9 protein-coding genes are annotated in these 14,135 nt (G+C 65.9%); 3 read left to right on the top strand and 6 right to left on the bottom strand.

Annotated elements, in window-relative coordinates; all coding sequences use genetic code 11:
- Window positions 1-20 precede the first annotated feature (20 nt).
- Both AB7290_RS30440 and AB7290_RS30435 read left to right on the top strand, forming a co-directional pair.
- Window positions 21-1,475 (top strand): sensor histidine kinase, encoded by a 1,455-nt coding sequence (locus AB7290_RS30440; protein WP_085400602.1) that lies wholly within the window; start codon window positions 21-23, stop codon window positions 1,473-1,475.
- Window positions 1,472-4,459 carry a bifunctional [glutamine synthetase] adenylyltransferase/[glutamine synthetase]-adenylyl-L-tyrosine phosphorylase gene (locus AB7290_RS30435; RefSeq protein WP_085400604.1) on the top strand — a complete coding sequence of 996 codons (2,988 nt, stop codon included), beginning with the start codon at window positions 1,472-1,474 and terminating at the stop codon, window positions 4,457-4,459. The genes AB7290_RS30440 and AB7290_RS30435 overlap by 4 nt, the downstream gene beginning before the upstream one ends.
- On the opposite strand, the gene AB7290_RS30430 is transcribed toward AB7290_RS30435, so the two are convergent.
- Genes AB7290_RS30430 through AB7290_RS30410 form a run of 5 tightly spaced genes read right to left on the bottom strand, consistent with a single transcriptional unit; the run spans window position 4,416 to window position 10,387 of the window.
- Window positions 4,416-4,652 (bottom strand): formate dehydrogenase subunit delta, encoded by a 237-nt coding sequence (locus AB7290_RS30430; protein ID WP_028151503.1) that lies wholly within the window; start codon window positions 4,650-4,652, stop codon window positions 4,416-4,418. The two genes, AB7290_RS30435 and AB7290_RS30430, sit on opposite strands and share 44 nt — an antisense overlap.
- The gene (fdhD, locus tag AB7290_RS30425; RefSeq protein ID WP_085400606.1) at window positions 4,639-5,469 is read right to left on the bottom strand and encodes a formate dehydrogenase accessory sulfurtransferase FdhD; all 831 of its coding nucleotides are present in this window, start codon (window positions 5,467-5,469) and stop codon (window positions 4,639-4,641) included. Before fdhD ends, AB7290_RS30430 begins: the two co-directional genes overlap by 14 nt.
- Window positions 5,470-5,473: 4 nt before the next feature.
- Window positions 5,474-8,347: a formate dehydrogenase subunit alpha gene (gene fdhF, locus AB7290_RS30420; RefSeq protein WP_028155556.1), complete on the bottom strand. Its 2,874-nt coding sequence runs from the start codon at window positions 8,345-8,347 to the stop codon at window positions 5,474-5,476.
- A 10-nt stretch (window positions 8,348-8,357) separates the two neighbouring features.
- Window positions 8,358-9,914, bottom strand: coding sequence for a formate dehydrogenase beta subunit (locus AB7290_RS30415; protein ID WP_354075125.1), 1,557 nt, complete (start codon window positions 9,912-9,914; stop codon window positions 8,358-8,360).
- Window positions 9,911-10,387, bottom strand: coding sequence for a formate dehydrogenase subunit gamma (locus tag AB7290_RS30410; protein WP_085400609.1), 477 nt, complete (start codon window positions 10,385-10,387; stop codon window positions 9,911-9,913). Before AB7290_RS30410 ends, AB7290_RS30415 begins: the two co-directional genes overlap by 4 nt.
- Window positions 10,388-10,611: 224 nt before the next feature.
- Here AB7290_RS30410 and AB7290_RS30405 point away from each other — a divergent pair, with 224 nt between their 5' ends.
- Entirely contained in the window at window positions 10,612-11,505 is an 894-nt protein-coding gene (locus tag AB7290_RS30405; RefSeq protein WP_014496684.1) for a LysR family transcriptional regulator, read from the top strand.
- A 215-nt stretch (window positions 11,506-11,720) separates the two neighbouring features.
- On the opposite strand, the gene AB7290_RS30400 is transcribed toward AB7290_RS30405, so the two are convergent.
- Window positions 11,721-14,051, bottom strand: coding sequence for a PAS domain-containing sensor histidine kinase (locus tag AB7290_RS30400; protein ID WP_085400611.1), 2,331 nt, complete (start codon window positions 14,049-14,051; stop codon window positions 11,721-11,723).
- Window positions 14,052-14,135: the final 84 nt, after the last annotated feature.

Genomic DNA, 14,135 nt, shown 5'->3' with positions numbered 1-14,135 from the left:
TCTGATTGGGTACCGGATCCGTGACGGCATTCGGTAAACTCGTCCGCACCACGGCATTCCGGCTGACGCTGGTCTACCTGTTCCTGTTTGCGATTTTCGCGGCCTCGCTGCTCGGCTATTTCGCCTGGAATACGCGGCGGCTGATCACCGAGGAAATCACGCAGACGGTCAATGCCGAGACCTCGGAGATCAACGAGATCTACGGCCGTCGCGGCCTGCGCGGCCTCGTGCTCGCGATCGAGTACCGGGCGCTGCGGCCGGGCGCCAACCTCTATCTCGTGACCACGCCGACCGGGCAGGCGATCGCCGGCAATGTCGGCTCGCTGGCGCCGGGCGTAATGGCGACGCGCGGCTGGTCGGAGACGGCCTACAAGCGGATCGAGGACGCCGACGAGCGCGACCATCGCGCGCTGGTGCGCGTCACCGAGCTCGAAAACGGTTTCCGCCTCCTGATCGGCCGCGACCTCGACGAGCGGCGGCGCCTGTTCGGGATCGTCGCCAAGGCCGCGCAATGGTCGATCCTGATCGTGGTCGTGCTGGGCCTCGGCGGCGGCATCTTCGTCGCGCGCCGCGTGCTCACGCGCATCGATGCGATGACCGGCACCGCGCAGCGCATCATGACCGGCGATCTCAGCGGGCGCCTGCCGGTGGGGCGCAGCGGCGACGAGCTCGATCGTCTTGCGGAAAACCTCAATGCGATGCTGGAGCGGATCGAGGCGCTGATGGCGGGGCTGAAGGAAGTCTCCGACAACATCGCCCACGACCTCAAGACGCCACTGACGCGTCTGCGCAACCGCGCCGAGGAGGCGCTGGCGAAATCGGGCAGCGAGACCGATTACCGAGCGGCGCTGGAGCGGACCATCGAGGAATCCGACGGCTTGATCCGCACCTTCAATGCGCTCTTGATGATCGCGCGCGCCGAGTCCGGCCAGGCGCGCGGCAACATGGATGATTTCGACGCCGCCGAAGTCGCGGGCGGCATCCACGAGCTCTACGAGCCGCTGGCCGAGGACGATGGCATGACCTTGAAGGTCAAGGCCGAGCCGACGCCGGTTCACGCCAACCGCGAATTGATCAGCCAGGCGCTCGCCAACCTGGTCGAGAACGCGATCAAGTACGGCAAGCCGGTCGCGCAGACCGGTGGAACCGTGGTCAGCATGGACTCCAGGCAGATCATCATCGAGGCGAAGCGCGAGGGCGACCAGGTGCTGCTCAGCGTCACCGATCGCGGCCCTGGTATCCCCGAAGCCGACCGCAAGCATGTCGTCGAGCGATTCGTGCGGCTTGAAGCCAGCCGCACGCTGCCGGGCTCCGGCCTCGGTCTCAGCCTTGCCGCCGCGGTTGCGACGTTGCATGGCGGAGAATTGCGGCTGGGTGATGCCCAGCCCGGCCTCGTCGCCACGCTGGTGCTCCCGGCGCGCGCCGGCGACAGGGTTGCTCCGCCAATGCAGGATGTGCCACAGAAGGTGGCATGAACCACTCCGCGCCGGGAAACGCGGACAAGACTGGTGAGAGCCTCGCCGCGCGCTTTGCGGAGGCTCCCCATATTGCCGCTTCCACCACCGACGAACGACGTCTTGAAAGCTGGCTGGCCGAGCTCGAGCCGGCGCAATCGGCCCGTCTTGGCGTGTCGCTGGCTCATCCCTTCGCGCGGGATATTCTGGCCGGCATCGCAGAATTCTCGCTCTATTTGTTCGATCTGGTGCGCACTGACCCGCTGCGGCTGATCCGGTTGCTGGAATGCGATCCGGATGCGCATCTCGCCCTGCTGATCGCGGAGGCGAGGGACGCGGTGCTCGCGGCAGGCGACGAAGCCGAGGTGATGCGGCTGCTTCGCAGGATGAAGGCCGAAGCGGCGCTTCTCACTGCGCTGTGCGATATCGGTGGCGTCTGGCCGGTGATGCGGGTGACGGCGGCGCTGACCGATGTCGCGGTATCCTCGGTGCAGGCGGCGCTCCAGTACCAGCTGCGGCAGGAAGCCGCACGTGGAAAGATCCTGCCGCCCAATCCCGAAGCTCCGGAAGAGGGCTGCGGCCTGATCGTGCTCGCGATGGGCAAGATGGGGGCGGGCGAGCTGAACTATTCCAGCGACATCGACCTCATCGTGTTCTTCGATCCCGATGCCACGACGCTCGCGCCCGACATCGAGCCGCAGCCGTTCTTCGTGCGGGTGACGCAGGGCGTGGCGCGCATTCTCCAGCAGCGTACCTATGACGGCTACGTCTTCCGCGTCGACCTGCGCCTGCGTCCCGATCCGTCCTCGACGCAAGTGGCGATTTCGCGAGACGCCGCGCTGAACTATTACGAGCGGGAAGGGCGCACCTGGGAGCGTGCTGCGATGATCAAGGCGCGTGCCTGCGCCGGCGATGCCAAAGCGGGCGAGGCGCTGCTCGCCGAAATCGCGCCCTTCGTCTGGCGCAAGCATCTCGACTTCGCCGCGCTTGCCGACGTCCACGACATGAAGCGGCAGATGCAGACCTATCGCGGCCAGAGCGAGATCGCGGTCGAGGGGCACAACGTCAAGGTCGGCCGCGGCGGCATTCGCGAGATCGAATTTTTCGCGCAAACGCAGCAGCTGATCGCCGGCGGTCGCCATCCGGAGTTGCGGGTGCGGCCGACGCTCGCCGCGCTCGATATTCTCGCCACCAGCAACTGGATCACCTTTGCCGCGCGTGACGAGCTGACCATTGCGTATGAATTCCTGCGCCGTGTCGAGCACCGCCTCCAGATGATCGCCGACGAGCAGACCCATGCGTTGCCCGACGACAAGGAGGCGGTCGAGCGCTTTGCGCGCTTCTTCGGCTATCCGGATCGCGAAGCCTTTGCGCGCGACCTGTTGCGGCAGCTCCAGATCGTGCAAGGACACTACGAAAAACTGTTCGAGGGCGATGACCCGACCGGCACAGCAAAGCTGCCGGCGCTCGACTACAGTGCAGGTCCTGACGATCCGCGCCTGCTGCAATATTTGACGACGCTCGGCTTCAAGAAGCCGGCCGCGCTCGCGCAGACCATACGTGACTGGATCACCGGCGACTACCGCGTGTTCCGCAACGACCAGACGCGAAGCGCTTTCGTCGAGTTCGTGCCGGCCCTGATCGACGGCCTCGCGCGGGCCGAGGAGCCGGATCGCGCCGTCGTGGCGTTCGATCAGTTCCTCCAGGCACTCCAGCTTGGCGGGCGGCTGATCACGCTGCTCGGCCAGAACCGCGATCTCGTCGCGCTCGTGGCGCTGGTGCTCGGCGCGGCGCCGCGGCTCGGCGAGATGCTGGCGCGGAAGCCGCAGCTCATGGATGGCCTGATCGATCCCAGATTCTTCGGCGCGATGCCGGACAAGCAGGAATTGTCGGCGCGATTGGCCGCGACGGTGCGCGACGCCGACTCCTATGAGGAGTTTCTCGACCGTCTCCGCCTGTTCGGGCAGGAGAGCCTGTTCCTGATCGGCACGCGCATTCTCTCCGGTACGGTCTCGGCGCAGCAGGCCAGCACGGCTTTCGCCGATGTCGCCGAAGGCATCGTCCACACCGTGCACGATCTTGTCGCCGAACGCTTCGCCGCCCAACACGGACGTATCAAGGATCAGGAGACCGCGATCATCGCGATGGGCCGGCTCGGCAGCCGCGAGATGACGGCATCGTCCGATCTCGACCTGATCCTGCTGTACGATTTCGACGGCGACAATCCGGACTCCGACGGGGCCAAATCGCTTCAGGGCGCCCACTACTTCGCGCGCTTCACCCAGCGCCTGATCAGTGCCTTCACCACACGCACCAATTACGGTGTGCTGTACGAGATCGACATGCGGCTGCGCCCGTCGGGACGCGCCGGTCCGGTGGCGTCGAGCCTCGTCTCATTCGCGGACTACCAGGCCAACGAGGCCTGGACCTGGGAGCACATGGCCCTGACCCGCGCCCGCGTGGTATCGGCCTCGGATGAATTCCGTGAGCGGATCGAGCGTATCATCCGCGATGTCCTGACCCGCCGCCGCGATCGGGCGACCATCGCCAACGACGTCGCCGACATGCGGCGCGCCATCGCGCAGGAGAAGGGCGAAAGCGACCATTGGGATCTCAAATACGCCGCAGGCGGCATGGTCGATATCGACTTCATCGCGCAATATCTCCAGCTCGTGCACGCCCATGACAAGCCTGAAATTCTCGACGTCAGCACCCTTCAGGTTCTGGACAACGCCGCCAAGCTCAACGTGCTCCCGCAATCGGAGGCGGAGATCCTTCGCGCGGCGGCGCGGCTCTATCACGACCTGACGCAGATCCTGCGTCTCTGCGTCAGCGACGGCTTCAAGCCCGAGACCGCCGGCACCGACCTTCAGCGCGTGATGGCGCGCGCCGGCGATGCGCCCGACTTCTCGTCGCTGGAGGCGCGCGTGAAGGAAACGCAGAGCGAGGTGAGGCGCGTATTTACGGCGCTGCTGGAAGGGACGTCGTCTGCTTCAGCGAGGTGAGAGCCTCGCGCACGTTCGGCTCCAGGCCGGCGCCGCCCGCGTCGAGATGGGCGAAGATCGCGCGCTTCATCCGGGGATCCCAGAACTTCTTGATGTGGTCGGCGATCCCCGGCACGGCCTTGTCGTGGCCCTGGCTCTTGAAGAAGGTACCGATCTGGTTGGCCATGTAGACGAGGCGGTCAGGCGACGACATCGATAATCTCCTGAGCACGATGAGCCGTAACGCGACTCTGGTGCGTGAATACTTCAAACCCATCGCTGCGGGCAATCGCGATCAACGTGATGCCGGCGGCCTCCGCGGTGCGAACCGCGAGCGCGGTGGGCGCCGAGACGGCGACCAGCACCGGGGCGCCGATTGCGGCCGTCTTCTGCACCATCTCGACCGAGACACGGCTCGTCAGCAGCACCATGCCCACGCTAGCGTCCGTCCGGCTGCGCGCCAGCGAACCTGCGAGCTTGTCTAGCGCGTTATGGCGGCCGACGTCCTCGCGCAGGGCCACAATGCCATTCGATGGCGACCAGAAGGCTGCAGCGTGGACCGCGCGCGTCTGCATGTTGATCGATTGCAGGGGCGCGATCGCCTGCATCGCCGTCATGATCTGTTGCGGCGTGAAGCTGGACCCTGGTGGGACGACGGCCGCGGGCCGCACGGCCTCGGCGATTGAATCGATGCCGCAAATGCCGCAGCCGGTCGGGCCGGCAATGTGCCGCCGCCGCTCGCTGATGCGCGCGGCATCTTCCGACGCCAGCCACATGCGCAGCTCGATGCCGTCGTCGAGGCGGACCACTTCGAGCGACTTGATGTCGTCGACCGACCTGATGATGCCTTCGTCCAGGCTGAAGCCGACCGCAAAATCCTCGAGGTTCTGTGGAGTCCCCATCATGACGGCATAGCTGCCGCCGTTATAGGTCAGCGCCAGCGGCGTCTCCTCCGGGATCAGGCGCGCGCCTTCGGACGCGACTCCGTCGCGCCAGATCTCGCGGTCGATGGCCTGGACCGGCACGTGCATGCCGTTACTCCGCTGCCTCGGCCGGCGCGATGCGGCGGGAGTGCTGCGCCTGCGCGTCATAGGCCTTCTGCCAGTCGGACGGGCCGTTCGACGGCGAGATCTGCACCGCGGTGACCTTGTATTCGGGGCAGTTGGTGGCCCAATCCGAATAGTCGGTGGTGATGACGTTGGCCTGCGTGTCCGGGTGATGGAAGGTGGTGTAGACGACGCCCGGTGAGACGCGGTCGGTGATCTCCGCGCGCAGCGTGGTTTCGCCCGCACGGCTCGCGAGCCGCACCCAGTCGCCGTCACGCACACCGCGCTGCTCGGCGTCGTGCGGATGAATCTCGAGCCGGTCCTCGGCATGCCAGACCACGTTCTCGGTGCGCCTTGTCTGCGCGCCGACATTGTACTGGCTGAGGATGCGGCCCGTGGTGAGCAGCAGCGGGAAGCGGGGGCCGGTACGCTCGTCGGTCGCGACATATTCGGTGACGATGAACTTGCCCTTGCCGCGGACGAAGCCGCCGATATGCATCACCGGGGTGCCCTCCGGCGCTTTCTCGTTGCAGGGCCACTGCACCGAGCCGAGTTCGTCGAGCTTGGCGTAGGAGACGCCGGTAAACGTCGGCGTCAGTGCCGCGATCTCGTCCATGATCTCGGACGGATGGCTGTAGTTCATCTCGAAACCCATGGCCTTGGCGAGGGCGATGGTGACCTCCCAGTCGGCCATGCCGTTCTTCGGCGTCATCACCTTGCGGACGCGCTGGATGCGGCGCTCGGCGTTGGTGAAGGTGCCGTCCTTCTCGAGGAAGCTCGAGCCGGGCAGGAAGACATGGGCGTAGTTTGCGGTCTCGTTCAGGAAGAGGTCGTGAACGATGACGCATTCCATCGACGACAGCGCCGCCACGACGTGCTTGGTGTTGGGATCGGACTGGAGGATGTCCTCGCCCTGCACGTAGATGCCCATGAACGTGCCTTCGATCGCGGCGTCGAACATATTGGGAATGCGCAGGCCCGGCTCCGGGTTGAGCTTGACGTTCCACAGCGCTTCGAACTGGTCGCGCACGGCGTCGCCCGAGATGTGGCGATAGCCGGGCAGCTCGTGCGGGAACGAGCCCATGTCGCAGGAACCCTGCACGTTGTTCTGGCCGCGCAGCGGGTTCACGCCGACGCCGGGGCGGCCGATATTGCCGGTCGCCATCGCGAGGTTGGCGATCGCGATCACGGTGGTCGAACCCTGGCTGTGCTCGGTGACGCCGAGGCCGTAATAGATCGCGCCATTGCCGCCGGTGGCGTAGATGCGCGCGGCTTCACGCAACACCTGCGGATCGACGCCGGTGAGGATCGCGGTGGCTTCCGGGCTGTGTTTCGGCTGGGCGACGAAGGCGGCCCATTCCTCGAACTCGGCCCAGTCGCAGCGCTCGCGCACGAAGGCTTCGTTGGCGAGGCCCTCGGTGACGATGACATGCGCCAGCGCCGTCACGACGGCAACGTTGGTGCCGGGCATCAGCGGCAGGTGCAACGCCTTTACGTGCGGCGATTCCACCATTTCGGTGCGGCGCGGATCGATCACGATCAGCTTTGCGCCCTGGCGCAGCCGCTTCTTCAGGCGCGAAGCGAACACCGGGTGAGCGGAGGCGGGATTTGCACCAATGATGACCGCGACGTCGGTATCTTCCACCGAGTCGAAGTCCTGCGTGCCGGCCGACGTGCCGAAGGTCTGCGACAGACCATAACCGGTCGGCGAATGGCAGACGCGGGCGCAGGTGTCGACATTGTTGTTGCCGAAGCCGCCGCGGATCAGCTTCTGCACCAGATAGGTTTCTTCGTTGGTGCAACGGGACGAGGTGATGCCGCCGATGGCGTCACGGCCGTATTTCTTCTGGATGCCGCGCATCTTGGCAGCGGCAAACGAGAACGCCTCATCCCAGGACACTTCGCGCCAGGGATCCTCGATCCGCTCGCGGATCATCGGGTTGAGGATGCGCTCCTTGTGGTTGGTGTAGCCCCAGGCGAAGCGGCCCTTGACGCAGGAATGGCCGCGATTGGCCTTGCCGTCCTTGTACGGCACCATGCGCACGACTTCCTCGCCGCGCATCTCGGCCTTGAAGGCGCAGCCGACGCCGCAATAGGCGCAGGTGGTGACGACGGAGTGCTCGGGCTGGCCGATCTCGATCACCGACTTTTCCGTCAGCGTCGCGGTCGGGCAAGCCTGCACGCAGGCGCCGCAGGAGACGCATTCGGAGCCGAGGAAGCTCTCGCTCATGCCGGGCGAAACGCGGCTGTCGAAGCCGCGGCCCGAGATGGTCAGTGCGAAGGTGCCTTGCACTTCCTCGCAGGCGCGGACGCAGCGCGAGCAGACGATGCACTTGGAGGGATCGTAGGTGAAGTAAGGATTGGACTCGTCCTTCGGCATCCAGGCGGCGTTGATCTCGCCATGGGATTTTGCGAAGACGTGGTTCTCGCCCTCATAGCCGTAGCGCACGTCGCGGAGGCCCACGGCGCCGGCCATGTCCTGCAATTCGCAATCGCCATTGGCGCCGCAGGTGAGGCAGTCAAGCGGATGGTCGGAGATGTAGAGCTCCATCACGCCCTTGCGCAGCTTCTTCAGCCGTTCGCTCTGGGTGTGCACGACGAGGCCGTTCATGGCAGGCGTCGTGCAGGAGGCCGGCGTGCCGGCGCGGCCCTCGATCTCGACGACGCAGAGACGGCAGGAGCCGAACGCGTCGACCATGTCGGTCGCGCAGAGTTTTGGGATCTGGTGGCCTGCATCCATCGCGGCCCGCATGATCGAGGTGCCCTCGGGCACCGTGACCTGGTTGCCGTCGATGGTCAGCGTCACCATCGTCGTCGATTTGGAGCGCGGTGTGCCGTAGTCGATTTCTTCGATCAGAGACATCGTCGTTCTCCTATTCCGCGGCCTGAAGCGTGGTCGGGGCCGGGATGAAATCTTCCCGGAAATGCTTCAACGCGCTGAGCACGGGGTAGGGCGTGAAGCCCCCGAGTGCGCAGAGCGAGCCGAATTTCATGGTGTTGCAGAGGTCTTCGACGAGCGCGAGATTTTCGCTCACGCGCTCGCCGCGGATGATCTTTTCGACGGTCTCGACGCCACGGGTCGAGCCGATCCGGCAGGGCGTGCACTTGCCGCAGGATTCGATGGCGCAGAATTCCATGGCGAAGCGCGCCTGCCTGCGCATGTCGACGCTGTCGTCGAACACGACGATGCCGCCATGGCCGATCAGGCCGTCGCGTGCGGCGAAGGCTTCGTAGTCGAACGGGGTGTCGAACAGCGCGCGCGGGAAGTAGGCGCCGAGAGGGCCGCCGACCTGCACCGCGCGAACCGGACGGCCCGTGAACGTGCCGCCGCCGATGTCGTCGACGAGCTCGCCGAGCGTCACGCCGAACGCCGTCTCGAACAGCCCGCCATGGCGGATGTTGCCGGCGAGCTGGATCGGCATCGTGCCGCGCGAGCGGCCCATGCCGAAATCAGCGTAGGCCTTGGCACCTTCGGCGAGGATGAAGGGGATGGCGGCGAATGACAGCACGTTGTTGATGACGGTCGGCTCGCCGAACAGGCCGTGATGCGCGGGCAGCGGCGGCTTGGCGCGGACCAGGCCACGGCGGCCTTCGAGGCTTTCCAGCAGCGAGGTCTCTTCGCCGCAAACGTAAGCGCCGGCGCCGACCCGCACTTCGAGATCGAAGCTGTAGGTGGAGCCGCCGATCTTGTCGCCGAGATAGCCGCCGCGCTTTGCTGCCTTGATGGCCGCGTTCATCGCTTCGACTGCGTGCGGGTATTCGCTGCGGATGTAGATGTAGCCCTTGGTCGCGCCGACGGTGATGCCGGCGGTCGTCATGCCCTCGATCACCAGGAAGGGGTCGCCTTCCATGATCATGCGGTCGGCGAAGGTGCCGCTGTCTCCTTCGTCGGCGTTGCAGACGATGAATTTGCGGTCGGCCTTCGCTTGCGCGACGGTCTTCCACTTGATGCCGGTGGGGAAGCCCGCACCGCCGCGGCCACGCAGGCCGGATGCGGTGACCTCGGCGAGGATCGCATCCGAGCCGAGCGACAGCGCGCGCTCGAGGCCCTTGTAGCCGCCATGGGCGCGGTAGTCGTCAAGCGAGCGCGGATCGATCACGCCGCAGCGGGCGAAGGTGAGACGGGTCTGGCGCTTCAGCCAGGGGATCTCGTCGGTTGCGCCCAGCCGCAGCAGATGCGGCGTGTTGCTGGCGAGGGCGTCGAGCAGGGAGGGCACATCGGCCTCGGTGACCGGGCCGAACGCGATCCGGCCCTGCGGCGTCGCAACCTCGACCAGCGGCTCCAGCCAGTACATGCCGCGCGAGCCGGTCCTGACGATCTCGACTGCAACGCCGCGCTTGGCCGCATCCTGCTCCAGCGCCAGCGCAACCTCGTCGGCGCCAACCGCAATCGCACCCGCATCGCGTGAGACGAATAGACGCATGCTCATCGCTGTGCCTCCGCGACCAGTGCATCGAGGCGCTTCTCATCGAGCCGGCCAATGAGGCGGCCGTCGAGCATGGCGGACGGTGCGGTCGCGCACAGCCCGAGGCAGTAGTTCGGCTCCAGCGTGACGCGATCATCGGCGGTCGTGTTGCCGAGGGGCACGCCAAGCTTCGCCTCGGCGCGCGCAGCGAGAGCATCGCCGCCCGCAGCCTGACACGCTTCCGCGCGACAAAGCTTCAGGACATGACGTCCGGCCGGCTTGTGCCGGAAATCATGGTAGAAGGTGAACACGCCATGCACCTCGGCGCGCGACAGATTCAGCGCCTGCGCCACCATGGGGATCGCCGCCTCCGGCACATAGCCGAACGCCTTCTGAAGGGCGTGCAGGATGACCAGCGTCGCGCCCTCTTGCTTCGCATGTTCGGCGATGATCTCTGCGCCGCGCGTCTCGTCCCAAGGCTCGTAAACCGCTGTCATTCTTTGTTCTCAGATTGAGCGTCCCTTGATCGCAAACTATTTGGAATCGTTCGAAGATCAATAAAGCTGTCTCATGCTGCGATTGCGAATTCTGATCGATCTGGAAGCGCAATCGGGCGATACGGAAATGCAATTAATCGCGTTCCGCTTGCCGGTTTTTCCGTGTTGGTAATGACCTGCCGTGCTAGCTTGCATGCCACGATGGCATCCGAGGGGACGACCGGTTGATCGACAAGCTTGAACTGCTGCTGGCGCTGGCGAAGGAGCGGCATTTCGGACGCGCTGCAGAAGTCTGCGGCGTGACGCAACCGACGATGTCGACCGGGCTCAAGCAGCTCGAGGAGATCCTCGGCGTGATGCTGGTCCAGCGCGGCTCCCGCTTCCAGGGTTTTACCCCCGAGGGCGAGCGCGCGCTGGATTGGGCGCGGCGGATCGTGGGCGATGCCCGCGCCATGCGTGACGAGATCAACGGGCTGAAGCATCAGCTCTCCGGCGAAATCCGCATCGCGGCGATCCCGACCGTGCTCGGCATGGTCGCCCAGCTGACGACGCCGTTCCGCGCCAAGCATCCCGAGGTGCGATTTCGCATCCAGTCCACCACCTCATCCGAGGTGCTGGGGCTGCTCGAAAATCTCGAGGTCGATGCGGGGCTGACCTATATCGAGAACGAGCCGATCGGCAAGGTGCGCACCATTCCGCTCTACAACGAGAGCTATCGCCTGCTGACCGCGCCGGATGGAATGTTCGGCGATCGCGAGACGGTGACGTGGAAGGAGGTCGGGCAGGTGCCGCTGTGCCTGCTGACGCCCGACATGCAGAACCGCCGCATCATCGACCGCGCGCTCCGCTCGGTCGGCGCGGAGGCGACGCCAACCCTGACCTCGAACTCGCTGCTCGTGCTGTTCACGCATGTGAAGACGGGGCGCTGGGCGAGCGTGATGCCGGCCAAGCTTGCCGAGACGCTCGGCCTGTCCGATACGGTGCGTTCGATCCCGATCACCGATCCTGATGTCAATTACAGCATCGGCATGGTGATCCCGCAGCGCGATCCGATGACGCCGCTGATCGCGGCGCTGGTCAACGTCGCGCGCGAAGTGGCGCCGTCGCTGCAATTGTAGGGTCTACAGCGTTTTCGAGCGAAGTGGATACCGGTTCGGCAGGGCCCGAGCAAGCGCCTCGTCCTTCGAGACGACCGCTTCGCGGTCTCCTCAGGATGAGGCTCCGTTGTATCGGTGTTCGCTGAAACTGCTGCTGCGCACTCTGCCCTCATCCTGAGGGCCCGCCGGAGGCGGGCGTCTCGAAGGATGGCCGCAGGCGAGCTTCCCGCCATGCTCTAGGCCGCAGCCGACATCCCGGACGCCGCCTTGATCGCATCGCGCGGCAGGGTCACGCGGACGACGGTGCCCACCTCGATCTTCGAGCGCAGCCGCATCGAGCCGCCGTGGAGCTGCGCCAGCGAGCGCGCGATCGCAAGTCCAAGTCCGGAGCCGTGGTAGGTCTTGGTGAGCTGGCTCTCGACCTGCTCGAACGGGCGGCCGAGCCGTGCCAGCGAATGCGGCGCGATCCCGATGCCGGTGTCGGCGATCAACAGCACGATCTTGTCGTCGAGCTGCCGGCTGCGCACCACGATGCGTCCGCCGTCGGGCGTGAATTTCACCGCATTGGAGAGCAGGTTGACGATGATCTGCTTGGTCGCGCGGCGGTCGGCAACGACCGAGATCGATTTCTCGATCCCGGCGTCGAGCGTCAGATGCTTGTCCTGCGCGCGGCCGGAGACGACGCGGAGGGACTCCGCGAGCGTCTGTCCGAGGTCGAGCTCTTCCATGTCGAGCTTCATGCGGCCGGCTTCGATCTTGGACATGTCGAGGATGTCGTTGATGACTTCGAGCAGGTAATGGCCGCTGGTCAGGATGTCCTGGCAGTATTCCTGGTACTTCTCCGAGCCGAGCTCGCCGAACATGCCCGAGCCCATGATCTCGGAGAAGCCGATGATGGCGTTGAGCGGCGTGCGCAGCTCGTGGCTCATATTGGCGAGGAATTTCGACTTGGTCTGGTTGGCTTCCTCGGCGCGGGTCTTCTCGCGCTGATACTTCTCGGCGAGGTCGGCGAGCTCGTTGGTCTGGCGCTCCAGCGCCGCCTGGGAGCGCTTCAGGTCGATGACGGTGGCGCGCAGGCGCAGATCGTTGTCGACCAGCTTCTGCTCGTGCTCCTTGATGCGGGTGATGTCGGTGCCGACCGAGACGTAGCCGCCGTCCTTGGTGCGGCGCTCGCTGATGTGCAGCCAGCTGCCGTCGTCGAGCTGCGCCTCGAAGGTGCGTGCGCCCGGACCCTGGCTGGCCGTCTCGTTGTGGCGGGTGCGCACCTCCGGCATGCGGCCGACTTCGAGCACGGTCTCGTAGGAGGTGCCGGGGATGACGGCGCTGTCGGGCAGCTTGTGCAGGCGCTGGAAGTGCGAGTTGCAGAGCACGAGGCGGTCGCTCGCGTCCCACAGCACGAAGGCCTCCGGAATGGTCTCGATGGCGTCGCGCAGGCGGAGGTCGGCTTCGACGGTGCGTTCGGCGAGGCTCTTCTGCTCGGTGATGTCGACGGCGATCCCGATCAGGTGCACGCTGGAATCGGTCGCCCCGTGCGTCTTCTCGCAGCGGACGCGGAGCCAGATCCAGTGACCGTCGACGTGCTGCATGCGGAAGGTCTGGTCGATATGGTCGATCTTCCCGGAGATGAGCTGGTCGGCGATCTCGAACAGGTCGATGTCGTCGGACTTCACCAGCGCGTTGACCTCGCCGAAGGTGAGGAGCTCGTTACGACCGTCGAGGCCGAGCATCGAAAACATCGACTGCGACCAGAAGATCCGGCCGCGCGACAGATCCCAGTCCCACAGGCCGCAGCGGCCGCGGTTGAGCGCGGTGTCGATGCGGCCGCGCACGGCGTCGTTGATGAGGTCGCCCTCGCGGGCGCGGGTCGACTGCCAGTGGAAGGCGAAGCCGAGGATCAGGACCACGAAGCCGGTGGTCGCCGACAGCGTCACCGAGAGCGCGGCGTCCGAGCCCCAGATCGGCTCGTTGCGCTCCTGGATCACGGTGACGAGGCCCGGCAGCGACTTGATCTGCCGCGAGGTCACCATCGCGGCGTTGCCGTTCGGCAGCGTCATGTCGGAGACGTTGTTGTCGCGCGGCGGCGCCGCGACCAGTTGCGCCGTGGTGATCGCATCGAGCAGGCGGTCGTTGCCTGAGGGGTCGCGGTCGATCGGAATGCGGGCGAGGATGCGGCGGTCGACGCCGGCCGAGGTGACGACGACGTGGCGGCCGGAGGCCGTGCCCCAGGACGGGATCAGATCGGGCAGCAGCGTCGGCAGGTTCTCGATGTTCTTGAGCCGCTCCTGCCGCGACGAGGTCAGGCGATCGATCCGCTCTGCGAGCAGGTCGGCCAGCGCCGAGATGTCGTGGCGGAGCACCTGCCGCTTCTGGCGCGTCTGATCGACGACCTGCACGAACGCGCCGAGACAGATCGTGACCAGGAACGCGATGATCAGCGTCGGCACGGCGCGGCGCAGCGCCGGCTCCGCGATCAGGAGCCGATGATAGGCAGGTTTCGCGATCGATTGCGCCAATCCCTTGATCGAATCGGATTGGACGCGCACGTTCGCGGCGTCTGCACGCGACATGCCTTCTGCCCCCTGGAAAACCTGCTTGCAACTTAAGTTCGGAAGCAGCCCCACATCGCTTCCGAATCATGACCGATTTGAATC

Source organism: Bradyrhizobium sp. 613_E4_N2_2 (assembly GCF_052075995.1).
GTDB lineage: Bacteria > Pseudomonadota > Alphaproteobacteria > Rhizobiales > Xanthobacteraceae > Bradyrhizobium > Bradyrhizobium barranii.
This window is presented reverse-complemented; position numbering and strand designations above follow the sequence as displayed.

Coding starts and splice junctions, on each gene's coding strand:
- AB7290_RS30410 (WP_085400609.1), bottom strand. CDS start 10,387: ATGACAGCGGTTTACGAGCCTTGGGACGAGACGCGCGGCGCAGAGATC.
- fdhF (WP_028155556.1), bottom strand. CDS start 8,347: ATGTCTCTGATCGAAGAAATCGACTACGGCACACCGCGCTCCAAATCG.
- fdhD (WP_085400606.1), bottom strand. CDS start 5,469: ATGCACGTGCCGGTCCAGGCCATCGACCGCGAGATCTGGCGCGACGGA.
- AB7290_RS30435 (WP_085400604.1), top strand. CDS start 1,472: ATGAACCACTCCGCGCCGGGAAACGCGGACAAGACTGGTGAGAGCCTC.
- AB7290_RS30400 (WP_085400611.1), bottom strand. CDS start 14,051: ATGTCGCGTGCAGACGCCGCGAACGTGCGCGTCCAATCCGATTCGATC.
- AB7290_RS30415 (WP_354075125.1), bottom strand. CDS start 9,914: ATGAGCATGCGTCTATTCGTCTCACGCGATGCGGGTGCGATTGCGGTT.
- AB7290_RS30430 (WP_028151503.1), bottom strand. CDS start 4,652: ATGTCGTCGCCTGACCGCCTCGTCTACATGGCCAACCAGATCGGTACC.